This window comes from Variovorax sp. W1I1 (assembly GCF_030815625.1).
GTDB classification, from domain to species: Bacteria; Pseudomonadota; Gammaproteobacteria; order Burkholderiales; family Burkholderiaceae_C; genus Variovorax; species Variovorax paradoxus_C.
On record NZ_JAUSWZ010000001.1, the window covers coordinates 3,963,859 to 3,985,280 of the forward strand.

The following is a 21,422-nucleotide window of genomic DNA, read 5'->3' on the forward strand; positions in this document are numbered from 1 at the left end:
TATTGCAACTGCGCGGCACTGACATTCATAAGGCACGCGATGTCACTATGTCGCGGTTTCTTCTTCCTCTTCGTCTTGCGCATCGGCCTCTGCGGGCCGGCCCTTCGGAGCAGACGTCGCAGGCGCAGCGACCTTCGCCGCATAGGCGGGCAGCACGATGCCGAGCTGCTGCGCCAGGTCTTGCGCTTCCTTGATCTTGAGCATGGTGTCGTAGAAGTCGCGGCCCATCTGAGCGCTCAGATCCTGCGGCGCCACCAGTCCCGCACCCACACCGGCGATGCGCGCATTCATGTCCTTGAGCGGGTCCACCCATTCCCAACGGCGGCCGAGCCAGTCGTGCGCGCCGAACTTCGCGACCTTCGCTGCAGGCAGTGGGCTCCCGTTCGGCATCGTGATCGCGTTCGACAGCAGGGACATCACCATCCACTCGGCGCGCACGCGCTTGAGCAGGATGTCGATGAACCACTGTTGATCCGACGACCAGCGGTCGCGCTCGTCGAGCGTGCCGCTGCGGATGCTGGAGAAGTTGACGCCTTCTAGGTCGTTCGCAAGCGCGTGGTACGACACGCGCCATCCGCTTGCCACGCGCTGAAGCGCGGTCTTCACGAAGGGGCCGAAAACCTCGTTCGGGTATTTGCTCTCGTGCGGCTTGAAGTCGTAGCCAGGCGGCAAGGTGTCGTAAATGCCGGGCTGACTCGTCGTGATTGCGTCGCCGCCGTCGTCGCGCTCGCCGATGGGCAAGGTGCCCGGTGCCGCGTCCTGGTTCTGCGTGAAGAAGCCGAAGTGATTCGCGCCGTGCTCAGCGGCCAGCACCGCAGCCAGCATGAAGCCGCCCAGGTGGTGCAGGCTCAACATGCCCGGTGCCATCCACGGGATGCCACGCACCTGCTCGGCGCGTTCGACCTTGAACCCGTGGATGATGTCTTCGGCCGCCAGGCGCACCCGTTGCCGCGACGTGCGCGGGCCATCGTTCGGATGCGCTTCGAAAATGTGGACCGCGACGGTTCGGCGGTAGGCATCCACCTCGACGCCCATGATGACGGTGTTACCCGTCGAGTGCTCGACGCCGTTGAAGGTGGTGTCGATGCGGTCCACGTCGATGAGCTGCAGCGCGAAGTTGAATTCGTTGCGTGCATCGGGGCCGCGCACCATGCGCACCAGAAACTCGCCATCACTCGGCAGGCCTCCGACCAACGTCTCGCACATGTCGCGCAGCGACTGCCGGCCGGTGACATCGCACACGGCCTGCCAGCGCACGAAGGCAGCTTCGATGGCATCGTTCGCGAGCTTGTCGGCCTTGCCGGGCGCGTTCTCGACGCGCGACTGCATGACGAAGCCGGCCGGACCGACCATGTTGGTTTCGACCATGCCGCAGAACTTGCGCGCATAGTCGTTGTTGTTGCGCAGCTCGCGCCCGCGCGCGCGCAGCCGGTCGAGGTCGCCGCGCAGCTCTTCGTTGATGCTCGAATAGGTGGCGATCCAGTCGGCCGACAGGCGGTCGATGCGCGCGGCCTGGAAGCGGCGAACCTGCGTCTTCTTGGTGATGGGCTTGCCGCGGAAGAGGCTGCGAAGGAATGCGGGGGCCTTCATGCGCCGAACCTCACCATGATGCGGCCCGAGACGCCCCGTGAGCCGCTCTTGCCCTCCTCCGCGGCAACCTCCCGCTGGTACTTCGTGCGCATCGCGTGCAGCTCGTTGAGGGGGATGTACTTCAGGCGGCGGCCGTTGATTTCGTATTCGGCTGTTGCACTGGTGGCCCGGCCTTCGAGCACCGCCTCGATCGCGTCGAGCGCCCTTCGTGCATGGGAACGGACATCGCCAGCGGCGCCGAACGATGGCGCGACCGTCATCCGGCCGGTGGCGACCGTGTAGACCTCATCGGCGTTGGTGACGCGCGCTCTCCAGTCGTAGGAGCCGGGTGAATAGCTCTGCGTGGTCTGCGCAGAGACAACGACGCGAAACGCCTTGCCGTCAGCGGTCGCGGCGATCTCGTAGCGATGCATCGCGTTGAGCAGTTCGTAGCTCAACGCCCAGCCGGCCGAGGCCGGGTAGTCCGCAAGCGTTCGCGTCCATCTGACGGTATCGCCGGGAATGATGGAGATGGGTTCGGTGTTGGATGTGTCGATAGCCACGGTCGGACCTTTGGTCAGTGTTGACCGCACTATCGAAGCCAGTAGCTGACATCAACAAGGCTAGCCGTGTCACCTCGCAGGAAAGAGGATTTAAGGGAGGGCACATGCGCCGAGATCTAGGCGAACGACGCGCCGTTCGCCGATGTCCTTTGAGCTTCGAGTACGCTTCGCGTAACAACTAGGCGGAGACTGGCATGGGCGGACACATTTATGAAGACAGCGAGCTAAGCAATTTGCCTCCTGAGGCATGGGGCAATGTCTTTGACGCCGACGGCCCCTTCGATCCAGAAAACTCCTGGCTAGAAGGTGCGAGCAAAGACGATCAGCTCATCGCGATGCGCGAATGGTTTCTCGGTAGATATTGCGATCCCGCACACGAAACCCCCTACAACGGGCGTGAGGGCGGGTATCTTTACATCCACGGCGGTCCGTACAACCCATCTGGGGAGCTTAGTGGTCGATTCAGTAAGCTCGTTGATGGTGAGACGATTGAAGAGCTGGCAAACGAACTGTCACGAAAAGGCGGGGACGAATGGGCACCAGTCATTCACTATGCCCCCGATGACTACGACGAGCGGTACGACCTCGATCACGGGAGCCCTCACGGACCTCTGCAGCGTCTCCGAACGCGAATCGGCGAACTTCGGATGACGCTGTCGTTGCAGAAAGATGCAACGGCCAAGCAGCAAGTTGTCCAACTCGTGTACAGCGCTTTGATTGGTGTTCTCGAATCTTTCCTGTGGGAAACAGCTCAGCACTGGATTGAGGAGCGAGAGGACGTACTACGCCGTTGTATAGAAAAGCATCCAGCGTTTCGCGACCAACCGATGAAGCTAGGCAACGTCTTCGTAGAGCACGCCAAGATCAAAGAGACAGTGAAAGGCTATTTGCAGACAATGGTTTGGCATCGTTGGGAGCAAGTCGGGGCCCTGTATCGAGTTGGACTTGAGGTTCGTCTCCCGAGCGTCAAGGTGTTCGAATCGCCACTTTCTATCCGTCATCACATCGTCCATAGGAGCGGCAACGACATGGGTGGCCTACCCATCAATATCGTTGAGGAAGATGTGGAACGACTAGCGAATGACGTGGAAGCATTCGCCAAAGCCACCGCCGATGCGTGCTTTGAGAAGTTCGTCGGTTTCTAAGTCGCGGCGGATGACCGCAGGCTGTAGGCTCCGAAGGAACGCCCTGCTCATCGCAATGGTGGCTAGTGCAATCAGGCCGGCCTAGGTTCCGTTTTGCGATACACCGAACCGATTCAGAACGGTATGTCATCGTCCATGTCTTCGAAGCCGCTGGTCGATTTCGGCTTCGGTGGTGCGGACGGATAACCTCTCGTGCGAGCGCGAATCGCCGCATACTCTTCTTCGTGCTTCAAGAAGGCATCAAGCCCATCCTCGGTTGCGCGATACGCGAAGTACTCGTCATTGTCTTCACTGACTTCAACCGTCTTTTCGATGTGCCCCAATCGCATAAGCTTGACTGCGCTGATGGATATTTGATATTCAGGTTGCCCCTTCAGCTCGCGCGAGATCCACCGATAAGAAAGCCCGCTTGGGTAAGCAACATGGCTCTGCACGCACTGAGCCAGGAAATGCAAATCTACTTCCTTGAGCGTGTAGTCGGGAGGGTTTGGAACATGCCAGCCGGCCGCTCGCGGTTGCGTCGTTGCAGATCGTGGAAGCTGACCGAGTTCTCCAATCCGGTCCTTGATTTGCTTGCACGCGGCATTTAGTGCAGATGCTGTGTCTCCGTCCGGCCTGTTCGGCACGTAGTCGGCTGTTGTGACGCCGGCAAGATCAGACGGAAGATGCATCTCAACGCCCCGCGGCTTCACTACATAGCACCGGTCTCTTCCCAATGAGCCGATGAAAAGTCCCAGCTCAAAGACGACATTGTCTCGGGCTATGACTTCTTCTTTTTTTCGGATTGTTGCGACGTCGTCAGGAGTGAACACGAAGATTGCGAAATCGACCGCGGAGGATTTCTTGATCAAGTCACCAAGCCCGTCTGACCCAAGCTTGAATGTGTTGTTCCGCCAAAGCGTGCAGTGAACTTCGTGATCGAGGTTCACGTTGATGGCATCAGCGACGGCCAAGCCTTCGGCAGATGACGCGATGAATACTGCGGGCTTTTCCATGGACAAAATGTAACCCACCACATCGGAACCAGCTAGATGGGGTCGGCGGGCAGCCGCCCTCTCATCACCCTCACTTTGCTGGCGCTTTGATGATGCGGAGTACCTGACGCTCCGAAAGCTCGTAGCGCCGCGAAAGCAGTTTCACCCGCTCCCCAGCCAGGTAGTCCCGAAAGATGCGGCTGTTCCGATTGCCATGCCCCTCCCCGCGCCGCTTCGCGATGAACACGCGGTCACCACCCCAGTCCGCCCGGATGCCGGCCTCTACCCCCTTCACAAGCTCGGGCGTCAGCTCGCCTTTGGCTTCGGCAAGCGCCTCCTGCACTCGCCCGAGGATGTCGAGAACGATGTCGTTTTGGTTCGTGATGTTCACCATGATCTAGCGGAGAAGGATTGACGGGAGGGACGTTGAACGGTTCGGCGCAGCGGGGCCGGCTTCGTGGGCGCGACCGGAGGCGGTGCGGGTGTTGACGGTGCGGGAGGTAGCGGTGGGCTCGTCGGCGCGACGCTCGGCTTGGTGTCTGCTTGCGCGGAGGGCGGCTCAACCGATTGCGTTTCGCGTGGAACATCAACCGGTGGAACCTCTTCGGTTTGTTCCACGCGAAACAGATCCCCGTTCGGCGGCTGCACGATGGACTCCAACCGCTCCCACATCTTTCCGGTGTACAGGTGCAGCCCGAGCATGTGCGTGCAGAAGATCGCGTAGACGGTGCAGTCCAACGCTTCATTGCGCGCACCCGGCGACTTCATCCACCGATAGGCCTCGCCGCCAGCCACACGCTGCGGCACGCGAGCCTCGGAGGTCAGCTGCGTATAGAACTCGGGCGGCAGATCCTTGCTGAAGTGGACGAACCCGGCGCCCCTCTTCTCGACGCACAAGCGCCCGTACATCAGATCCTTCGCCGTGTCGGTGCCCACATACCAAAGGCGAACGCCGCGCTTGATGATCTTCCCGCCCCAGTTCACGTCTTGAACCGTGGCCTTGCTCTTGACCATCTTCGACGGCTGCGGGTCGCCGCGTACCGCGAAGACCCGTTCGCGTTCGCGCTGCCGGCAGTAGTTGTAGGCCTGGTGCGTGAAGTGCCCGCCGGTGTCCACGGCCATCGCTTCGATCTTCATCGCCTGCCCGCTCTCGTGCTGGAAGATCGTCTTGCGATAGGCATCGAGGTGCGACCAATCGCGCTCGTCGGCCGGGTTCGCGTAGATCACGCTGTAATCGATGCACCACATCTCCTCGCCGCGCCCAATCGCCCAGGTCACCAGCTCGAAGCGGTTGTCTTGCACGTCCACGCCTGTGACCAGCACGAGGCCGCCATACGGCACCGTGAAGCGGCGGTAGCCCTCGGCCCGGCGCGAGAGCGCGTGCTCGTCGGCGCGCTCGACCACGGCCTCCCAGTACTGCGCAAGGGTCTCGTTCACGAAGCCTTCGAGCGGCGCCGAGTCCCCCGCCTTCGCCTTGATCGTGGCTTCGAGGAATTCCCGCACGATGTCGGACCATGCGCGTTGCGGGCTGTAGCCGCTCCACATCTCGACGAAGGCCACATGCCGCGGCGCCCGGATGACGACGCCTTGCGCATCGGTCCAGACGTGCAGATCGTGGTCGTAGCGATACCGGCCGCACTCGCTAACCCACATCGCCCGGGTGTCCCAGATGCGCAGGTAGTCGGCTTGCGTGATCGACTCATGGCAGTGCGGGCATACATGCCGCACCGTGTTGTAGTCATGGCCGTCCCACTTGAAGCCGTGCCGCACCTTCTTGCTGCCCCAGATGAGCGGGTGCTCGGCATCGCAGTGCGGGCAGACGATGTGATAGCGCATGCGCGCATCGGCGTTCTTCTCGCGCGTCTCGATGTGGTCGAAGTCCTTGATACGCACGGTGCTGCCGGCGACCAGCTTCGGGAACGGTGCGCCTTCGAGCCGGCCGCGTGCGAGCGTGATCGGGTCGGAGGACTTCTCGATCTTCTGATCGAAGGCCGAAGCTTCGTCGAGCACCGCGACGGCCACCGTGATGCGGCGGTAGGCGCGCGCGGCCTTGCCGCCGAGCAGATGCAGCACGGACCCAAAGAAGCTCTTGAGCTTCATTGTGTCTTCCTTGCCCGGCACGATGACCGCCTTCAAGGCGTCCACGTCGCGCAGCATCGGCTCGATCTCCGACTTCACGAAGCTGTCGCGGTCGTCGTCGGTCGGCATCCACAGCGCCTGCTTGCGCCGGCGGTGCGCTGCGTTGTAGGCGATGAAGGCAAGCAGCGTCTTGGTGTAGCCGACGCGCTTGGCCTTGCGCACGGTCACCTCTTCGATGTCGTCATTGCTGAAGGCATCCATCCAGCCCTTCTGGAACGGGTAGGCCTTCCATTCGCCCTGCGTGTGGCTGGCCTCGGGCGAAAGGTAGAAGTTGTCTTCGGACCAGGTGCTCAGCGGCTGCGGTCGCTCCATCTTGAGCGGCACGAGGCCCAACCTCACCGCCTGGACGATGGCGCGTTGCGTTTCGGTGGGCGCCAAGCTCATTCCGACACGTCCTCTTCTTCTTCGTCGCCATGGTCATCGTCGCCATCGCCCTCGACTTGCAGGATGGCCTTGGCGACAAGGCGACTGGTCAAGCGCACCCACTGGTTGCGCGCATCGGCGAAGGCCGACATCAGCTTGTCGCGCGCGGTGTCGGGCAGCTCGGGGCACACCTTGCGCATCAGGCCGGGCAGTTGCTCGAAGCGCTCGGAGACGGCTTGGCTCGCGGTCGCGAGCACTTCGGCTAGGAGCGTGATCGGCGCGTACTCGCCGCGGGCGACGGCATTCTTGATCGCGATCCCGAGACGCTGCTCGCGCGCCAGCGCCGCGCGCTCTTGCACGAGGTCGAGGCCACCCGTCTCCGACGACGCACGGCCGGCGGCGATGTCGCGCATCCGTTCGCAGTAGGCAATCAACCATTCGTGGCCGGTCTCGCCGCGCGTGAGCACGCCCTCGGCCATGAGCTGGCTCACGCGCGCTTCGCTGATGCCGACCCACGCGCCGAACTCGGCTTGCGAAATCGCCTGCCGCATTGATTCGATGGCCTTCACTTAACCCCCTTAGCGATACCGCCGAACAGTCCGAAGTCGGGGTTCGAATTACCCGTAACGACCACCTCTGCGGAAGGACCCGTGCCCTTGGGCGCGGGCCTTGCCCCGAGGTGGTGCGCTGTGGGGCCGGCCTCGATGGGCGACATGGCGATGGCTCTGGTCATTCGCCCACCATCTTTCGGATGCGGTAGCGGATGCGCCGCTCGATGTAGGGTTCAAGGTCGGCACGCTCTGCCACGCGCTCGCGACTGATGCGCGACTCGTAGCTGCCATCGCGCACGAACATCAGCACGGGCCGCACGATGAAGCCGTCTTGCCCTGTCGCGGCCCAGATGCCCGGTGCGAGGTGCTGTGTCGGGCCACTGCGAAGGCGACCGTATGCAATGAGGAAGCGCACGCCCTCGCGGTCCTTGGTGCCCTTGTGCAGACGGGCCTTGCGCTTGTCCGTCATGTTGGCCCTGTAGCCCTGCTCTCCCATCGCCTGGAAGTACGAGAGCAGGCGCACGAGGAAGCCGCCGCGCACGTTGCCGCGCCCGTCATCGCTGCCGGGGAATGGCGTGGCTGGGATGGCCGTCTGATAGCCGGCGGGCAGGATGCCAATGCGGCGCAATGCCACCTCGCTGCGCTTGTCTCGACGCGCACCGCCGAACTCTTGCGCCTGCAGGATCTTCTGCGGGTCCACGCCCTTGCCGCCGAAGTAGGTCGGCTCGATCTCCACGCTCAGCCGCTCGGGCGTGGCCTTGCGCACGTAGACGCTCTTGAGGATGTAGGCGGTTGGGCGGTCAAACTGCTCGCGCATCTCGCGTTGCCACTCCCGCCGCGCACGGAAGCCACCATCGCTCAAGCCATCGGCATAGGCCTGCTTGGCCTGTTGGCCCGACAGCTTGGCGAGCTGCGACTGCACGCTCGCAAGGCCGCTGCCATTGAAGCCCACGGTCACGCGCATACGGCCTCCCCTGCCTTCGCGGCGGCACGCTTGACCCGTGCGGTGAACGCCATGTAGTTCTCGCCGCGGCCCACCGAGAAGGCCGCTTCGTCCCAAGCGGTGAGGCCGAGGGCACGCGCCTTCGCGTCGATGCCGCTGCGTGTCTCTTGCCACGCGTCGTCGCTGGCATCGGCGCTGATGCCGGCATGGGCGCCAGCTGTACGAGGCTCGTCTCGCCACCGCTCGTTACGAAGCCAAGTCGCGAACTCGGGCACGAACTCGCCATCGTCCTTGGTCCACCTCTTGCCAAGCTTTTGGGCCTCGATGGCCGTGCGCATCGTCTGCTGCAGCGCGGCGTTGGGCGCAAGCCGGCGGTATCGGCGTTCTGCCTTCGCCCGGTTGTCGTGGTTCGGGTAGATCGAGAAAAGCTCATCGAACCCGCTCGCCCCCCCGCCGGGGGGTAGGGGGGATTGGTTCAATGATGGTTCTGAAGATTCGGGTGTCATAGCTGTGACACCCCTCTCGTCTCTGGTGACACCCCTCGCGGCTGTGGTGACACCCCTCTCGGGTCTCGGGACGGGTGTCAGATTGACACCCGTGTGGATAACTTCAGCTGGGGATTCATCGTCGAGGGGTGTCAAATTGACACCCCTCTCTGGTGTTGGCACTTCGCCGCCTTCGATCCATTCGGGACAGATGCGGTACTCGTTGGTGATGCCCGGCCGCCCGGTCGCGGAGCGGACCTGAATCAACCATCCAATGGCGACCATCCGGCGGATCTGCCGCTGCACGCTGCTGCGGCTCTGCATGGTCTTGCGGGCCAGCTCATCCACCGAGGGCCAGATGCGCCGGCCATCGTCGCTGGCATGGTCGGCCATCGCGAGCGCAAGCAAGCGCTCCATGCCGCCCGATGGATAGCGATCGAAGACCATCGACATGACTTTGATGCTCATGGGGTCGCGCGCCCTCCCCGCCCAGGTCGAACCGCTGCGCTCATGCCTTCGGCTCCTCCCGCATGAGCCCACGCAGCACGCCCAGCGAATGGCCCACATTGGCATTCACCTCGGCAGCCATGTACTCGGCCTTGCGCATCTGATTGCGAGACACCCCGCCCTCGCGGCGCAGCAGCGCCTCCCCGAGCGCCTGAACGAAGTCGGCATACGCCATCTGCAGGCGCACGAGCGTGTCCAGCGGATCACCTTCGGTGTGCACAGGCGTGGCAAGGCTGCAGGTGTGGCCTAGCTGTGATGTCTCAATAGGTTGTTCACCCGAATGGGTCTGGGAAACTGGAGTTACCACGCTTCAGGATCTCAGAGGAATCCCACCGGATGAACAGCCATAAGAATGCCAGATTGACATTGGAAGGTCGCAAGTTGCTTGTCGAACGCATTGCAGGAATGGGGCTGATGCCTGCCGCCGAGGCGGCAGGCATCAGCCCGCGCACCGCGCGCAAGTGGCTCAAGCGCTTCCTGGAGGGCGGCGTGCAGGGCCTGCACGATCGCAGCTCGCGCCCGGCCAGGACGCGCACGAGCCTGGACGCTGCGCTGCACGAGCGCATCGAGCAATTGCGCCGCTCGCGCATGCCCATGCGCCGCATCGCCACCATCGTGGGGCGCAGCGTGTCCACGGTCAGCCGCCTGCTCGCACGCCTGGGGCTGTCCAGCCTGAAGGCCCTGGAACCCATTGCACCAATCGTTCGCTACGAGCGAGAAGCGCCGGGCGAGCTGCTGCATATCGACACCAAGAAGCTCGGGCGCATCGTGCAGCCCAGCCACCGCGTCACAGGCGATCGTCGCGATGCCACGCGGGGCGCAGGCTGGGAGTTCGCTCACGTGGCCATTGACGATCACTCGCGAGCGGGCTTCGTGCAGATGCGCGACGACGAGCGCAAGGGCTCGGCCGTGGCGTTCCTGCAGGCGGCCGTGGCTCACTACGCGGCCTTGGGCGTGACCATCAAGCGCCTGATCACCGACAACGGCTCGGCCTATCGCTCGCGGCTGTTCGCCAAGACTTGCCAGGCACTGGGCATCAAACATACCTTCACCAGGCCCTATCGCCCACAGACCAATGGCAAGGCCGAGCGATTCATCCAGACCTGTCTACGCGAATGGGCCTATGGCCGTGTCTGGGCCAACAGCAAAGAACGCACGACATGGCTGCCTGCGTTTCTGAACTACTACAACGCCAGGAGGCCGCACTCCGCATTGGGCTACAGGCCACCAGCTTCCCGACTCAGCGGGAATAACCTATTGCAACTCGACACCTAGCTCGCCGGCCATCGCGTGGAGGATGGAAAAATCCCGGCTCTGCCACTGCATATCGATGGCATCACGCAGTGTCAGGTGATGGGTCGCGTTCTGCAGGTTGACTTTGTGCGTCAAGGTGTTGGGGTTGTGCCCCATGCGCTTGGCAAGGGCAGCAATGCCGCCCTCGTAGCCGTGCGCCGTGTCATAGGCTGCGACTGCGGCATCGTGGCCGCGCAGCTTGTCGGGAATGGGCTCATCGGCGCCATAGCCGTGCGCCTCGTCCAGCGAGATATTCGTTCTCATGCAGACCTCAGAGAAAACAAGCCACTGCCTCGCGAAAGCGAGTCCTGCTCCGACGCTGGCGGAGCGCATCGACGCCATCGAGCAATTCCTGCAGCAGCTCGTGCTACTGCTGGAGGTCGAACCAGACTTGAACCGGGAGACGATTGCGGCGTGGATTGAGATAACGACGGCAAGCGCAGGCGCCCAAGGGCTGCAGGCGTTGCGTCAACGCGCCGCGATGGCGCAGCTGTGCGAGCGCGTGCTTGCGCCCGCCGTAGACGTGCTACGGCCGTCGTCGGGATGGTTGTCGTAGTGCGCGCACCTGCACGCGCAGCGCTATACATGGGCGCCCCCACCGTTGCGGCCTTCCGCCGCGCTCGCCTCGCCAATCATTTCGGGCGGCAGGTATTTGCGGGCCAGTGCTGCAAGCACCCGGTCCTCAATTCGCGGCGGCAGATCCTCGGGCCATTGAGAGATGGCGGCCGAGGAGATGCGACCGATGGATCTGGCCGCCGCACCCACGGACCCGCCCAACAACTCAAGAGCGCGAGATTTCTTCATAAGCGGCATGTTAGCACGCTTACTTATTCGCCAAAAGTGCGCTTACGGCGTCTTAAGCTGTAATTACACTTACATGAGCACCCTCCAAGAACGCATGCAGGAACTGGTCCGCGAGACCGGTTGGACCGTGGGCGAGATCAGCGGGAAAGCAGGCGTATCAAGCTCTGCCGTCTCGCAGTGGCTCAGCGGGGAAACTCAGAGCTTGAAGATCGAGCCAGCTGTGCTGCTGGAGAGATTTACCGGATTCAGCGCCTTGTGGCTCGCGAAGGGCAAAGGGCAGAAAAAGGTCGATGCCGCCTCGGCATCGCAAGACGGACCCGAGTTTGCGGGTCGGCCAAAGCAAGCCAGGTTCGTTCCCATCGTTGGCACAGCCAAGATGGGGAGCGATGGCTATTACGAAGAGATCAGCTCCGTAGTGGGAGCGGGAGATGGGCACATCGAGATAGCGACAGAAGATCCCAATGCCTACGGACTGCGTGTACGTGGACAAAGCATGTTCCCAGCGATCCGCGACGGTTGGTATGTCCTGGTCGAGCCGAACGGCACGCCGCAAACCGGCGAGTACGTGCTGTTGAAGCTCCGGGATGGCAGGAAGATGGTTAAAGAGCTCTTGGTGCGCCGAAGCTCCTCGGTTGAGGTTCTAAGCGTCAACACGCAAGAGCGCCTGACGTTCGACCTCGCGGAGATAGAGGCGATTCACGCCGTCGCGGCCGTGGTCAGCTCCAGCAAGTGGCGGCCGGACTAACCTAGTAGTCGCCCCGAGTGCAGTTGAAAAGCCGAGCCGCATACTCAGCGTCGTTCATCTCCTCCACCCTCGGAACGCTCCTATGCCACTCGGATTTGTTGCGCACACCCATCTGCCGTATTGCCTCGAGAAGGCAAGCGACGGTAGCTGGCTCGTCCTCAATCGGAACTACAAGCCGCTCGGCACAATGAGCAAAGAATGGGTGGACTATGACACCCATCCTGCCCGGCTAAAGCTTCACGCCAGAACCGTGGCAGCAATTGCCAAAGCTGCGGTAAACGTCATCACCGACAAAGCCGGTGCTCCCAAAGTCATTTACTTTTATGACGACGGATGCATGCCCACCGAGTCAGCCGCGGACTGGAGCGCGTACAACAAACAGCTTTCTCGCGTGATGCACGCGAAGATATAACCGGCGCGGACGCCGGCCCGGGCTAGGCCACCTACACGCGTCTCACGGCAAATTTTGGGCGAGCTTGGGCCTTGACTGTCAAAACGCTCCTTGGCGATGACAGCCTGGCTTCTAGATCAGGAAGTCAGACAGGTCACGCGGGCTTAGTTCGTGAGCTTTGCAATCAGGTCGGCCACGTTCTTGAGCACGGTGCTAACACCGGCCAAGAGCGGAACCCACCTTTTTGCCAGCTTGAAAAGCTTGCGCATGGTGTTGTCCAAAAAAAGCCCGCGCGAAGGCGGGCTATCGAAACCCGCTGAGAGCGGGCACAAAAAAGCCCGCTGCTAGCGGGCTATCAAAAAATCAGGGCGAGCGGGACTTACGCAACTAATGCGGCAACCCACAACAGGTTGCACGGCGTTCCTAGGGCATCGCCCATTGTGTCCTGCGCTCATAACGCAATTGGAGGAGGGCGCAACTCGGCCCACCGCCTCCTTTATAGCCCGAATTTCATAGCTCGGCCAGAACTTCAGCCAGAGGCGGCATCACGCGCAGGGAAAGCTTCGGCATCTCGTTTTCGTCAGCACACTAAATTTCAGTTAGCTCACTTGCCGTCAATCGTTAGCTTGCTTACACTTGACCGTCAGCAAACTTACGAAAGACTAACTTGAAGCCTAGAACCGACTCCTCAGACCGCGCCTCTCGGCGCTATCGCTGCAGCTACACGCCGCGCGACGCCCTCGGCCACCTGAACCCCTCGGATACTGGTGCCGCGCCGTTCGTGCAGTTCCTCGCGGCCAACGCCGAGCAGGCTCTCGACATCGCACGGCAAGTCACCGGTTGCCCGGTGATCGACGCGACCCGCATCGAGGGCTGAAGACGTGGCCCGCGTTCAAGCTCACCACGCCACGAGCAGCCGCGTAGGGCCGGGCTACGTTGCGACCCGCTCGGCGCGCGTGGACATCTGGATTCGCACGACCGGCCGCCGCCGCCAGGCGTTCTACCGCTGCCCCGCCGTTGGCGTCTCGACGTGGCAGGCCATGGGCGTGCCGCTCGCCGACAAGGCGCTGAAGCTCGGCAGCATCAGCCTGCCAGGCATCTCCGACGCGACCGTCGAGGCCTACATCGAAGACGCCCCGGCGCACCCGATGGCCGTCGCATTTGCAGAGCGTGCCCGCGCACTCAACGGCGAGATTGACGCGCTCAGCCTCTCCGCGCGAGGTGACGCATGAAGACGGCCCGTGTGCGGCGCACGACCGCAGCTCAGGCCCTCGTTCGCGCGATGAAGTCGGGAAAAGAGTGCGGGCATCTGAACTGGCACTACGTGGTCGGCTTCCTGTCGAGCGAGCACCCCTCGCTGTCGGAAGAAATCGAAGCCTTCGAACGCGCGCGCATTGACGCGCTGCGGGCCGCAGGGGTTGCTGCCTGATGGCATTCCTCTTCCGCTGCCCCGAGTGCCGCACGCGGCGGCGCAGCCATGGCTTGTTCACGCAGCACCTGCGCGAAACCGGTCATCGGCTGTGCCGGTGCGGCGGCTATCACTACGAGCACCGCCCGGGTTCGCCGTTCTGCGAGCGCAACCCGATGAGTGCGGCACTGCTCGCGAGCCGACACGGCGCCTCTGACGAAGAGGTGACCGAAATCGCGCTCGAAATCGTCCTGACCACGCGCGGGCGCCCTGCCCTGCGCTGCCCCTTCTGAAAGGCCGGCCATGCGCTCGACCTCGCTCCAAGACACCGGCGTTGGCCTCATGAGGGCATCACCTGTCGCGCCCGCTCCAGGCTTCCTCGCGACCGCTGCCGCGCTGGCGGTCTTCATCGTCCTGCCCATCGTGCTGGCCGCGATGTGCGTCTACGGCTGGAGCACACCATGACGACCACGACAACCGGCGTCTTCTTCGTTGGCAAGGACCGCCCCGGACGTCCCGCCGTGAGCGAACACACGTCCGATCAAGGCGAGTTCGTTTTGAAGATGCGCCTCATCGACAACCAAGGGCCGCGCGCGGTCGAGGTCTACGTCACGCGCTGGGTTGGCCCGGCCGCTGCGGCGTGGCGTGCGCAGCACAGAGACCTCAAAGCCGGCGATGCGCTGCGCCTGGTGCTCTCCAACCCACGCGCGATGCCCGGCGCCATGTCGCCGGAAACGCACGCCGCCATCTCTTCGTGCGAGCTGCTGCCCGCACGCGCCCCTGCTGCCGCTCAAACCGCGTAGCCCATCCCCCCACGACCCGGACACATGAACACTCTCACACCGCCGGTGAATCGGCCCGCCCTTCACCATCTCTTCGCGCTCACTGGTCACGCTGGAGTCGGCAAGGACACCGTCGCCGACTTGCTCGTCGCGCATGCGCGCTTTCGCAAACTCGCCTTCGCTGACGCGCTGCGCGGCGAGGTGGCGAATGCATTCGACCTCTCGCTCTCCGACCTCAGCAACCCGCATCTGAAGAACGTCCCGACGGTTGCGCTTCGCATGCGCCGCGCGCCGCACGATTTCCTCGCGGCCGTGATCCTGTCCTTGAGCGCAGCCGCGCCGAACCACCGCACGCCGCTCAGCGACGCGTGGCTCGACGAACCACGCAGCCCGCGGCAGATCCTGCAATGGTGGGGCACCGAGTACCGTCGCGCGCAGTCGCCGCGCTACTGGACCGCGCAGCTCATCAAGCGCCTCGCCGACTACCGCCGCGCTGGTGAGACTCGCTTCGTGGTCACTGACGTGCGTTTCGACAACGAAGCTCACGCGCTGCGCATGGCTGGCGCCGTGCTCTGGCAAGTCATCCGGCCAGGACACGACGGCTCAGCAGAAGGCGCACACATCAGCGCAACGGACGGTAGCCGCTTCAATCCCGAGGCCGTCATCACCAATGCCCACGACGTGCGCCAGCTTCAGGCCGAGGTGCTGTCGCTCTTCATCGCACGCGAACTTGGGCTTGATCGCAACGAGATGAGTTTCCACATCGGCGGACGCAGCATGTTGATGCCTGAGTGGAACCGTCCTGCGGCTTCAAAACAGAGCATGCGCAAACAGGCCTGCGAAGGAGACGCATGAGTACGCGCCTATTTGCCATTTACCGCTGCAATTTGCGGATTGGTCATTTGCTGCTTGATAGCCCTCTCCAATCCCTCTTGCTGTGCATAGTCCGTCGCTCGTTGGTCGAGAACCTTGTAGCTCTCCTCGCATTGCCTGGCGCACTCATTCACTGTCGCCGCGATGTTTGTGAAAGAGTCAGCACTCAGTCCGCGAAAGTCGCGCATGGCTCGTCGAACCATGTTTCTCGCAGCGCGAGCGTTCTGAGTCGCAAGCAATACACGCCGAACAACCACCGCATCGTCGAGATCGTGCAACGGAATGGACGCCGTGAAATTGCCAAGGTCGTCGATTTCGGACACATCAAGTCCGGCGCGCCCCTCTCGAACGTCGTCGATAGATTGCCGATCTTTGAACTGAAGTGCGACGTAGCGGACGAACAGGGAATTCGCGAAGGTGAGTTCAACTATGGAGTCAAGACGCCTGAGGCGGCGGCTCGCGTCGTCTCCGCGGCTACGAGCAAGCTCCATTTTGTGTTGCCAGTAGATGTAGATTCCCGTCGCAGCGATGGCGACAACCGAGAAGATCGCTTGCACCCAACCCGACCATTCTGCTTTTGTCATGCAGAGGGGCCACCAGTCGATTCCAACAAGGCAATATTCGGCAACAGCAGGCATTTCGCTTCTCCTCGATTTGCGCGGATGGTAGCCCGCCCTTCGAGGGGACACGAGGGGGCACCATTCGCGACTGTCGAGCCACCAGGAGCGGCGAAAGGACTCGCCAAGTGAACCTCACGGTTGACGTGCTCGGTGCGGCCGAGCTGCTCAAGGTGCATCCGAAAACAGTGCTCGACCTAATCAACAGCGGCGACATCCGCGCTGCCAAGATCGGGCGCGCATGGGTGATGCTGACAAAAGACGTGCTCGACTACATCGAGCGCAAGATCGTCAACGAGACCGCGCGGCGCATGCGCCAGCCGCTGCGCTCACCAAAGGCGCGCAGCCAGGTCGCTGCCACGTAGGTTCGCGTACCGCATCATCATGCGGTGCGACTTGTGCCCGGTGATCTTCATGATCTGCGTCTCCGAGAGAGTCGTCTTTTCGAAAAGACGGCTCGTCGCCTCGTGGCGCAGGTCGTGAAACTTTAGGCCCGGGCACTTGGCCGCCTCGAAGATCCCGATGTAGAGCTTCGAAAGATAGTCAGAGGTTTTGCCAAGTTTTTTTGAACTGGTGTCGCCATCCCACCACGGAAAAAACACATCCCCCCCCTTGACCCCCGCGGCCACCCGTAGATCGCGATAGGCCGTTAGAGTCGCCATCGCGACACTCGACAAAGGAACTTGGCGCTTGTCGCCGTTCTTGGTCTTGTCGAGGAACACCGTGCGTTTTGCAAGGTCCACCTGATCCAGCGTCAGCGTGAACATCTCGCGCATCCGCATTGCCGACTCAACAGCAAGCACGAACATGCACCACAAGGCCTTCGGGTCATCCAGAGCAAGCGGACGCTGTTTACGCGGCAGCACGCCGGCTACGATCACGGCCGAGACCTTCTCAAATTCGCCAGGCTCAAGCCGCCTGTCGCGCTCTTCATCGACGCGCGCCTCGCCGGCGATTGCTGCGTCCGTCTTCGTGTACTGGGCGTAGCCATCGGGGAGTGTTCGCAAGGGGTGATCGGGCAACAAAAGATGCCCCTTTCGCATGCCCCAATCCGTACAGCGCGCCAATGCTCCAACCTTCGCCCGGATGGTTGCCGGCTTCAGCTTGTCCACGCGCTTCATTTCGGAGATCCAGTCATCCACCCATCCGGCATCGATGCTGGCTAGCCGCGTGGTGCCCTTCGCCGCGATGATCGTCCCGAGGGCGCCTCGATCCTTCTCCTTCGGATGCGCGTCGCGCTCGTACTCGCGCACAAGATCGGCGATGGTGTCGATGCGCGACGGTGCGCGTAGCTCTGTCGGGATGATCCCCTTGTCGAGCAGTTTCTCCGTGCGAGCGACGAAGGCGTCGCCTTCCTTCTCATCGGCAAATGTGAGATAGATCGGCTTGTCGAGTAGCCCGGCCCGCTTGATGACGTATTCCCACCCGTTGGGCCGCTGCCTTTTCCCCGCCATAACCGCTCCGTCTTTTGCACCGTGAAGCTACGCACTTTACGCGATTCGCGCGGCTGGCAAGTGGCTCTTTTTGGTTGGCAGAGGCTCCTATTGGCTCCCCTAGAAGTGGGCGATACAGGCAAAGAAAAAGGGCCTAGATCGCTCTAAGCCCTTGATTTCATTGCATTCATGGTGGTGGGTGCTGAGGGGCTCGAACCCCCGACCTACGCCTTGTAAGGGCGCCGCTCTACCAACTGAGCTAAGCACCCCACCGGAATACTCTCCGAGTCTAGTCTCAGTTCAGCGCGTCTTTCAGCGCCTTGCCCGGACGGAACTTCGGAATCTTGGCTGCCTTGATTTTAATCGCGTCGCCGGTGCGGGGATTCCGGCCGGTGCGGGCGGCCCGTTTGCCTACTGCGAAAGTGCCGAAACCGACGAGCGAAACGGAGCCGCCCTTTTTGAGCGTGGTACGAATGGCGCCGATGGTGGATTCGAGCGCGCGGGTGGCAGCTGCTTTGGAAATATCGGCGTTCTTTGCGATGTGCTCAATCAGTTCGGTCTTGTTCACAAGGGCCCCTTGTAGAGAAAAAGTTGGTCGGCTTTCGTCAGCTGCGACCTGGCCGCGGGTGGGTGCGACTCAAGAGCTTGGCAGGCCTGACGCCTCGGCAGCGCGCTGCCAGCGAGGATTACAACCACTGCCCTGCGGGGTGTCAATAAGACACGACGGCATGCAGAACAGCGGAGCGCGCGATTTTAGGGGCGTTTCGTCGCGCACTTTTCGGCACGTTTCGTGAAGTACTTTTCAAAGCGCTTCAGCGATTGCCTTTCCGAGGTCGCTGGTGCTCGCGGTGCCGCCGATATCCGGTGTACGCGGTGCTCCGCTTTGGGGCGCGAGCACCTTCTCGATGGTCGAGAGGATCGCATCGTGCGCCTCTTTGTGGCCAAGGAACTCCAGCATCATCGCGCCGCACCAGATCTGCCCGATCGGGTTCGCGATGCCCTTGCCCGCGATGTCCGGCGCCGAGCCATGCACCGGTTCGAACAGCGACGGCGTGGTGCGCTCGGGGTTCAGGTTGGCGCTCGGCGCGATGCCGATGGTGCCGGTGCAGGCCGGCCCGAGGTCCGAGAGGATGTCGCCGAAGAGATTGCTCGCCACCACCACGTCGAAGAAGTCGGGGCGCTGCACGAAGTGCGCGGTGAGGATGTCGATGTGGAACTTGTCGAGTTTCACGCCGACGTAGTTCTTCGCCATCTCGGCCACGCGCTCGTCCCAGTAGGGCATGGTGATCGAGATGCCGTTCGACTTGGTGGCACTCGTCAGGTGCTTCTTCGGCCGCGATTGCGCGAGTTCGAACGCGAACTTGAGCACGCGGTCCACGCCCACCCGCGACATCACGGTTTCCTGCACCACGATCTCGCGCGGCGTGCCTTCGTACATGCGCCCGCCGATGCTCGAATACTCGCCTTCGGTGTTCTCGCGCACGATATACATGTCGATCTCGCCGGGCTGTCGCGGCGTGCCGTCGCGGCGCACCACCGGCGCAACGATGCCGGGCATGAGGCGTGCGGGGCGCAGGTTGATGTACTGGTCGAACTCGCGGCGGAACAGCAGCAGCGAGCCCCAGAGCGAAATGTGATCGGGAATCTTCTCGGGCCAGCCGACCGCGCCGAAGAAGATCGCGTCGTGGCCGCCGATCTGGTCCTTCCAGTTGTCGGGCAGCATCTTGCCGTGCTTCTCGCAGTAGTCCCAGCTGGAGAAATCGAAGTGGTCGAACTTCAGGTCGATGCCGAACTTGCGCGCCGCCGCATCGACCACGCGCAGGCCCTCGGGCATGGTCTCCTTGCCGATACCGTCGCCGGCGATGACTGCGATTCTGTGGGTGCTCATGGAGTGGCTCCTGCTTGTTGGATGGGTGAAAAGAATGCGAGCGCCTCGGCGAGCAGTTCGGCCGGGGCTTCTTCGGGAACGTAGTGGCCGCACGGCAGCGCGCGGCCCGAGATGTCGTTGGCGCACGCACGCCACAGCGCGAGCACATCGAAGCACTTGCCCACCGCGCCGTGCTCGCCCCAGAGCACGCGCAGCGGCTGCGCGAGCTTGCGACCGCCGGCGAGGTCCGCGCGGTCGTGCACGAGGTCGATGGTGGCGGAGGCACGGTAGTCCTCGCAGATGGATTCGGCCGTGCCGGGGATGGCGGCGCATCGTTCGTACTCGGCCAGCACCTCGGGCGCGAAAGGCGCAAGGCCTGCGTGCCGACCGCCCATCACGCTGCGCACATAGCGCACCGGATCTGAGGCGATCAGCGCCTCGGGCAGCGGCGGCGGCTGGATCAGAAAGAACCAGTGCCAATAGGCTTTTGCGAACGCCTCGGAAGTGTTCTCGTACATCGCGAGCGTGGGCGCGATGTCGAGCAGCAGCATGCGCTCGACCGCAGTGGCATGGTCTGCCGCGAGCCTGTGCGCCACGCGTGCGCCGCGGTCGTGCGCCAGCACGCCGAAGCGCTCGAAGCCATGGTGCCGCATAGCGGCGAGTGCATCGAGCGCCATCTCGCGCTTGCTGTAGACCGCGTGCTCGGCATCGGCCGCCGGCCGGCCCGAGTCGCCGTAGCCACGCAGGTCCACTGCGACCACGGTGAACTGCTCGGCCAATTGCGGTGCCACGCGATGCCAGATCGCATGCGTCTGCGGATGGCCGTGCAGCAACAGCAGCGGTGCGCCCTTGCCGCCGATGCGGCCATGGATGCGCACGCCGTCGCGCTCGATGTCGAAGGTGGGGAATGTGAGGAAGGAGGCAGGCACGGAACGATTGTGCGTTGCGCCCTCGCGATCATCAAGCAACAATCAGCCAATTCATACTTTCCGGATCGGCATGAATCCATCCTCGCTGGAACGCAGCGATCTCGAACTGGTGCTGGCGATTCGCGACCAGGGCAGCCTCGCCGGCGCGGCCGCCACGCTCGACGTCGTGCCCTCCGTCATCACCAAGCGGCTCGGCGCACTCGAGGTTCGGCTTGGTCAACGTCTGTTCGACCGGACCACACGGCGCCTCAACGTCACTGCCGAAGGCGAGGCGGTGTGCCTGCATGCGCGTGCGCTGCTCGAAGGCTTTGCAGCACTCGAAAGCGAACTCGGCGAGCGGCAGAACGAACTGGTCGGCACGATCCGCCTTGCCGCGACCTTCGGCTTCGGCAGGCGCTGGCTAGGGCCGGCACTCGCTGCCTTCCAGGCCCGGCACCCCGCGCTGCAGATCGAACTGCTGCTGACCGAGCAACTCCCCGACCTCGGTGCCGAAGGCTACGACGGCGCGCTGTGGCTGTGGGCCGTGCAGCAGCACCGTGCGGCCGACTGGGTCACGCGGCGCATCGCGCGCAACCAGCGCGTGCTGGCGGCAGCGCCCTCGTACATCGCACAGCACGGCATGCCGGCCACGGTCGACGCACTGACCTCGCACGCCTGCTTGGTCGCGCGCGAGAACGGCGAGGTCAACCAGCGCCAGTTCGTACTCTGGACGCTGCGCCATGTGCGCGACGGCAGCACCGCGCGTGTTCGTGTGCAGGGGCCGCTCGCGAGCAATTCGGGAGAGATGGTGCGCGACTGGTGCATGGCGGGCCACGGCGTCATGCTGCGCAGCCTCTGGGACATCGCGCCGCAACTGGCCAGCGGCGAACTGGTGCGCGTGCTGCCGCAGTACACGATGCCCGATGCCGACATCCATTGGGTCGCGCCCTGGCGGCCGAAGACGCCGCGCCGCGTCCGGCTGTTGGTCGATCACCTCGCGGAGCAGTTTCGCGGCGAGCCGTGGAAGCCGGCGAAGACTGGGAAGACGGGCGCGCGCTGAAG

General features: G+C 63.2%; 30 protein-coding genes and 1 tRNA gene. 14 read left to right on the forward strand and 17 right to left on the reverse strand.

Features of this window, described 5'->3' with window-relative positions:
* Nucleotides 1–45 precede the first annotated feature (45 nt).
* Together QFZ83_RS18570 and QFZ83_RS18575 are read right to left on the reverse strand one after the other, a co-directional pair.
* Nucleotides 46–1,590 carry a phage portal protein gene (locus QFZ83_RS18570; protein WP_307508856.1) on the reverse strand — a complete coding sequence of 515 codons (1,545 nt, stop codon included), beginning with the start codon at nt 1,588–1,590 and terminating at the stop codon, nt 46–48.
* The gene (locus tag QFZ83_RS18575; RefSeq protein WP_307508858.1) at nt 1,587–2,132 is read right to left on the reverse strand and encodes a hypothetical protein; all 546 of its coding nucleotides are present in this window, start codon (nt 2,130–2,132) and stop codon (nt 1,587–1,589) included. The genes QFZ83_RS18570 and QFZ83_RS18575 overlap by 4 nt, the downstream gene beginning before the upstream one ends.
* Before the next feature lie 194 nt (nt 2,133–2,326).
* Between QFZ83_RS18575 and QFZ83_RS18580 the strand changes: the two genes are divergently transcribed.
* Nucleotides 2,327–3,277, forward strand: coding sequence for a hypothetical protein (locus tag QFZ83_RS18580; protein WP_307508860.1), 951 nt, complete (start codon nt 2,327–2,329; stop codon nt 3,275–3,277).
* A gap of 113 nt (nt 3,278–3,390) precedes the next feature.
* Here the strand turns inward: QFZ83_RS18580 and QFZ83_RS18585 are convergent, their stop codons facing one another.
* From QFZ83_RS18585 to QFZ83_RS18615, 7 genes are all read right to left on the reverse strand, one after another.
* A complete protein-coding gene (locus tag QFZ83_RS18585) occupies nt 3,391–4,272 on the reverse strand; it encodes a TIR domain-containing protein (RefSeq protein ID WP_307508862.1) in 882 nt (293 codons plus the stop codon).
* A 70-nt stretch (nt 4,273–4,342) separates the two neighbouring features.
* A complete protein-coding gene (locus tag QFZ83_RS18590) occupies nt 4,343–4,645 on the reverse strand; it encodes a Mor transcription activator family protein (protein WP_307508867.1) in 303 nt (100 codons plus the stop codon).
* Complete coding sequence (locus tag QFZ83_RS18595) at nt 4,639–6,774, reverse strand: phage terminase large subunit family protein (RefSeq protein WP_307508869.1); 2,136 nt, start codon at nt 6,772–6,774, stop codon at nt 4,639–4,641. Before QFZ83_RS18595 ends, QFZ83_RS18590 begins: the two co-directional genes overlap by 7 nt.
* Complete coding sequence (locus QFZ83_RS18600; RefSeq protein ID WP_307508872.1) at nt 6,771–7,304, reverse strand: hypothetical protein; 534 nt, start codon at nt 7,302–7,304, stop codon at nt 6,771–6,773. Before QFZ83_RS18600 ends, QFZ83_RS18595 begins: the two co-directional genes overlap by 4 nt.
* A gap of 178 nt (nt 7,305–7,482) precedes the next feature.
* Nucleotides 7,483–8,268 (reverse strand): hypothetical protein, encoded by a 786-nt coding sequence (locus QFZ83_RS18605; RefSeq protein ID WP_307508876.1) that lies wholly within the window; start codon nt 8,266–8,268, stop codon nt 7,483–7,485.
* On the reverse strand, nt 8,259–9,200 hold the full coding sequence (locus tag QFZ83_RS18610) for a helix-turn-helix domain-containing protein (protein ID WP_307508878.1): 942 nt from the start codon (nt 9,198–9,200) through the stop codon (nt 8,259–8,261). Before QFZ83_RS18610 ends, QFZ83_RS18605 begins: the two co-directional genes overlap by 10 nt.
* A 40-nt stretch (nt 9,201–9,240) precedes the next feature.
* On the reverse strand, nt 9,241–9,459 hold the full coding sequence (locus QFZ83_RS18615) for a hypothetical protein (RefSeq protein ID WP_307508880.1): 219 nt from the start codon (nt 9,457–9,459) through the stop codon (nt 9,241–9,243).
* 116 nt (nt 9,460–9,575) lie between these two features.
* Between QFZ83_RS18615 and QFZ83_RS18620 the strand changes: the two genes are divergently transcribed.
* A complete protein-coding gene (locus QFZ83_RS18620) occupies nt 9,576–10,514 on the forward strand; it encodes an IS481 family transposase (RefSeq protein ID WP_307508883.1) in 939 nt (312 codons plus the stop codon).
* Here QFZ83_RS18620 and QFZ83_RS18625 read toward each other — a convergent pair.
* Nucleotides 10,494–10,796: a phage regulatory CII family protein gene (locus QFZ83_RS18625; protein ID WP_307508885.1), complete on the reverse strand. Its 303-nt coding sequence runs from the start codon at nt 10,794–10,796 to the stop codon at nt 10,494–10,496. The genes QFZ83_RS18620 and QFZ83_RS18625 overlap by 21 nt on opposite strands.
* Between QFZ83_RS18625 and QFZ83_RS18630 the strand changes: the two genes are divergently transcribed.
* A complete protein-coding gene (locus QFZ83_RS18630) occupies nt 10,795–11,088 on the forward strand; it encodes a hypothetical protein (protein WP_307508887.1) in 294 nt (97 codons plus the stop codon). The genes QFZ83_RS18625 and QFZ83_RS18630 overlap by 2 nt on opposite strands.
* Nucleotides 11,089–11,111: 23 nt before the next feature.
* On the opposite strand, the gene QFZ83_RS18635 is transcribed toward QFZ83_RS18630, so the two are convergent.
* Nucleotides 11,112–11,336, reverse strand: a complete 225-nt coding sequence (locus tag QFZ83_RS18635; protein WP_307508891.1) for a hypothetical protein — start codon at nt 11,334–11,336, stop codon at nt 11,112–11,114.
* A 73-nt stretch (nt 11,337–11,409) separates the two neighbouring features.
* On the opposite strand from QFZ83_RS18635, the gene QFZ83_RS18640 reads away from it, so the two are divergent.
* From QFZ83_RS18640 to QFZ83_RS18680, 9 genes are all read left to right on the forward strand, one after another.
* Nucleotides 11,410–12,081: a LexA family transcriptional regulator gene (locus tag QFZ83_RS18640; protein WP_307508894.1), complete on the forward strand. Its 672-nt coding sequence runs from the start codon at nt 11,410–11,412 to the stop codon at nt 12,079–12,081.
* Between the two features lie 82 nt (nt 12,082–12,163).
* Nucleotides 12,164–12,493 carry a hypothetical protein gene (locus tag QFZ83_RS18645; RefSeq protein ID WP_307508896.1) on the forward strand — a complete coding sequence of 110 codons (330 nt, stop codon included), beginning with the start codon at nt 12,164–12,166 and terminating at the stop codon, nt 12,491–12,493.
* Nucleotides 12,494–13,139: 646 nt separating this feature from the next.
* Nucleotides 13,140–13,349 (forward strand): hypothetical protein, encoded by a 210-nt coding sequence (locus tag QFZ83_RS18650; protein ID WP_307508898.1) that lies wholly within the window; start codon nt 13,140–13,142, stop codon nt 13,347–13,349.
* Nucleotides 13,350–13,353: 4 nt separating this feature from the next.
* The gene (locus QFZ83_RS18655) at nt 13,354–13,704 is read left to right on the forward strand and encodes a hypothetical protein (RefSeq protein ID WP_307508900.1); all 351 of its coding nucleotides are present in this window, start codon (nt 13,354–13,356) and stop codon (nt 13,702–13,704) included.
* Complete coding sequence (locus tag QFZ83_RS18660; protein WP_307508903.1) at nt 13,701–13,901, forward strand: hypothetical protein; 201 nt, start codon at nt 13,701–13,703, stop codon at nt 13,899–13,901. Before QFZ83_RS18655 ends, QFZ83_RS18660 begins: the two co-directional genes overlap by 4 nt.
* The gene (locus QFZ83_RS18665; RefSeq protein WP_307508904.1) at nt 13,901–14,173 is read left to right on the forward strand and encodes a hypothetical protein; all 273 of its coding nucleotides are present in this window, start codon (nt 13,901–13,903) and stop codon (nt 14,171–14,173) included. Before QFZ83_RS18660 ends, QFZ83_RS18665 begins: the two co-directional genes overlap by 1 nt.
* 49 nt (nt 14,174–14,222) lie before the next feature.
* Nucleotides 14,223–14,345, forward strand: a complete 123-nt coding sequence (locus QFZ83_RS18670) for a hypothetical protein (RefSeq protein WP_307508907.1) — start codon at nt 14,223–14,225, stop codon at nt 14,343–14,345.
* Nucleotides 14,342–14,683, forward strand: a complete 342-nt coding sequence (locus QFZ83_RS18675) for a hypothetical protein (protein WP_307508909.1) — start codon at nt 14,342–14,344, stop codon at nt 14,681–14,683. The genes QFZ83_RS18670 and QFZ83_RS18675 overlap by 4 nt, the downstream gene beginning before the upstream one ends.
* A gap of 45 nt (nt 14,684–14,728) precedes the next feature.
* Nucleotides 14,729–15,517, forward strand: a complete 789-nt coding sequence (locus tag QFZ83_RS18680) for a hypothetical protein (protein WP_307508912.1) — start codon at nt 14,729–14,731, stop codon at nt 15,515–15,517.
* Nucleotides 15,518–15,525: 8 nt separating this feature from the next.
* Here QFZ83_RS18680 and QFZ83_RS18685 read toward each other — a convergent pair whose 3' ends face one another.
* Nucleotides 15,526–16,173: a hypothetical protein gene (locus QFZ83_RS18685; protein WP_307508915.1), complete on the reverse strand. Its 648-nt coding sequence runs from the start codon at nt 16,171–16,173 to the stop codon at nt 15,526–15,528.
* Nucleotides 16,174–16,280: 107 nt separating this feature from the next.
* Here QFZ83_RS18685 and QFZ83_RS18690 point away from each other — a divergent pair, with 107 nt between their 5' ends.
* The gene (locus QFZ83_RS18690) at nt 16,281–16,517 is read left to right on the forward strand and encodes a helix-turn-helix domain-containing protein (RefSeq protein ID WP_280809798.1); all 237 of its coding nucleotides are present in this window, start codon (nt 16,281–16,283) and stop codon (nt 16,515–16,517) included.
* Here QFZ83_RS18690 and QFZ83_RS18695 read toward each other — a convergent pair.
* The 5 genes from QFZ83_RS18695 to QFZ83_RS18715 form a co-directional block, all read right to left on the reverse strand.
* Nucleotides 16,482–17,606, reverse strand: a complete 1,125-nt coding sequence (locus tag QFZ83_RS18695; RefSeq protein WP_307508918.1) for a tyrosine-type recombinase/integrase — start codon at nt 17,604–17,606, stop codon at nt 16,482–16,484. The two genes, QFZ83_RS18690 and QFZ83_RS18695, sit on opposite strands and share 36 nt — an antisense overlap.
* A 172-nt stretch (nt 17,607–17,778) precedes the next feature.
* Nucleotides 17,779–17,854, reverse strand: a tRNA-Val gene (locus QFZ83_RS18700).
* A 26-nt stretch (nt 17,855–17,880) separates the two neighbouring features.
* The gene (locus QFZ83_RS18705) at nt 17,881–18,153 is read right to left on the reverse strand and encodes an HU family DNA-binding protein (RefSeq protein WP_007830705.1); all 273 of its coding nucleotides are present in this window, start codon (nt 18,151–18,153) and stop codon (nt 17,881–17,883) included.
* A gap of 234 nt (nt 18,154–18,387) precedes the next feature.
* Nucleotides 18,388–19,473 (reverse strand): tartrate dehydrogenase, encoded by a 1,086-nt coding sequence (locus tag QFZ83_RS18710; RefSeq protein ID WP_307508920.1) that lies wholly within the window; start codon nt 19,471–19,473, stop codon nt 18,388–18,390.
* Nucleotides 19,470–20,381 (reverse strand): alpha/beta fold hydrolase, encoded by a 912-nt coding sequence (locus QFZ83_RS18715; protein ID WP_307508923.1) that lies wholly within the window; start codon nt 20,379–20,381, stop codon nt 19,470–19,472. Before QFZ83_RS18715 ends, QFZ83_RS18710 begins: the two co-directional genes overlap by 4 nt.
* A gap of 70 nt (nt 20,382–20,451) precedes the next feature.
* On the opposite strand from QFZ83_RS18715, the gene QFZ83_RS18720 reads away from it, so the two are divergent.
* A complete protein-coding gene (locus tag QFZ83_RS18720) occupies nt 20,452–21,420 on the forward strand; it encodes a LysR substrate-binding domain-containing protein (protein ID WP_307508926.1) in 969 nt (322 codons plus the stop codon).
* Nucleotides 21,421–21,422: the final 2 nt, after the last annotated feature.

What these genes read in the sequence shown, in the direction of transcription:
- QFZ83_RS18660 (WP_307508903.1), top strand. Translation starts at nt 13,701, where the DNA reads ATGAAGACGGCCCGTGTGCGGCGCACGACCGCAGCTCAGGCCCTCGTT.
- QFZ83_RS18595 (WP_307508869.1), bottom strand. Translation starts at nt 6,774, where the DNA reads ATGAGCTTGGCGCCCACCGAAACGCAACGCGCCATCGTCCAGGCGGTG.
- QFZ83_RS18630 (WP_307508887.1), top strand. Translation starts at nt 10,795, where the DNA reads ATGCAGACCTCAGAGAAAACAAGCCACTGCCTCGCGAAAGCGAGTCCT.
- QFZ83_RS18720 (WP_307508926.1), top strand. Translation starts at nt 20,452, where the DNA reads ATGAATCCATCCTCGCTGGAACGCAGCGATCTCGAACTGGTGCTGGCG.
- QFZ83_RS18585 (WP_307508862.1), bottom strand. Translation starts at nt 4,272, where the DNA reads ATGGAAAAGCCCGCAGTATTCATCGCGTCATCTGCCGAAGGCTTGGCC.
- QFZ83_RS18605 (WP_307508876.1), bottom strand. Translation starts at nt 8,268, where the DNA reads ATGCGCGTGACCGTGGGCTTCAATGGCAGCGGCCTTGCGAGCGTGCAG.
- QFZ83_RS18600 (WP_307508872.1), bottom strand. Translation starts at nt 7,304, where the DNA reads ATGCGGCAGGCGATTTCGCAAGCCGAGTTCGGCGCGTGGGTCGGCATC.
- QFZ83_RS18640 (WP_307508894.1), top strand. Translation starts at nt 11,410, where the DNA reads ATGAGCACCCTCCAAGAACGCATGCAGGAACTGGTCCGCGAGACCGGT.
- QFZ83_RS18645 (WP_307508896.1), top strand. Translation starts at nt 12,164, where the DNA reads ATGCCACTCGGATTTGTTGCGCACACCCATCTGCCGTATTGCCTCGAG.
- QFZ83_RS18675 (WP_307508909.1), top strand. Translation starts at nt 14,342, where the DNA reads ATGACGACCACGACAACCGGCGTCTTCTTCGTTGGCAAGGACCGCCCC.
- QFZ83_RS18610 (WP_307508878.1), bottom strand. Translation starts at nt 9,200, where the DNA reads ATGAGCATCAAAGTCATGTCGATGGTCTTCGATCGCTATCCATCGGGC.
- QFZ83_RS18570 (WP_307508856.1), bottom strand. Translation starts at nt 1,590, where the DNA reads ATGAAGGCCCCCGCATTCCTTCGCAGCCTCTTCCGCGGCAAGCCCATC.
- QFZ83_RS18620 (WP_307508883.1), top strand. Translation starts at nt 9,576, where the DNA reads ATGAACAGCCATAAGAATGCCAGATTGACATTGGAAGGTCGCAAGTTG.
- QFZ83_RS18685 (WP_307508915.1), bottom strand. Translation starts at nt 16,173, where the DNA reads ATGCCTGCTGTTGCCGAATATTGCCTTGTTGGAATCGACTGGTGGCCC.
- QFZ83_RS18635 (WP_307508891.1), bottom strand. Translation starts at nt 11,336, where the DNA reads ATGAAGAAATCTCGCGCTCTTGAGTTGTTGGGCGGGTCCGTGGGTGCG.
- QFZ83_RS18590 (WP_307508867.1), bottom strand. Translation starts at nt 4,645, where the DNA reads ATGGTGAACATCACGAACCAAAACGACATCGTTCTCGACATCCTCGGG.
- QFZ83_RS18695 (WP_307508918.1), bottom strand. Translation starts at nt 17,606, where the DNA reads ATGGCGGGGAAAAGGCAGCGGCCCAACGGGTGGGAATACGTCATCAAG.
- QFZ83_RS18625 (WP_307508885.1), bottom strand. Translation starts at nt 10,796, where the DNA reads ATGAGAACGAATATCTCGCTGGACGAGGCGCACGGCTATGGCGCCGAT.
- QFZ83_RS18665 (WP_307508904.1), top strand. Translation starts at nt 13,901, where the DNA reads ATGGCATTCCTCTTCCGCTGCCCCGAGTGCCGCACGCGGCGGCGCAGC.
- QFZ83_RS18580 (WP_307508860.1), top strand. Translation starts at nt 2,327, where the DNA reads ATGGGCGGACACATTTATGAAGACAGCGAGCTAAGCAATTTGCCTCCT.
- QFZ83_RS18710 (WP_307508920.1), bottom strand. Translation starts at nt 19,473, where the DNA reads ATGAGCACCCACAGAATCGCAGTCATCGCCGGCGACGGTATCGGCAAG.
- QFZ83_RS18670 (WP_307508907.1), top strand. Translation starts at nt 14,223, where the DNA reads ATGAGGGCATCACCTGTCGCGCCCGCTCCAGGCTTCCTCGCGACCGCT.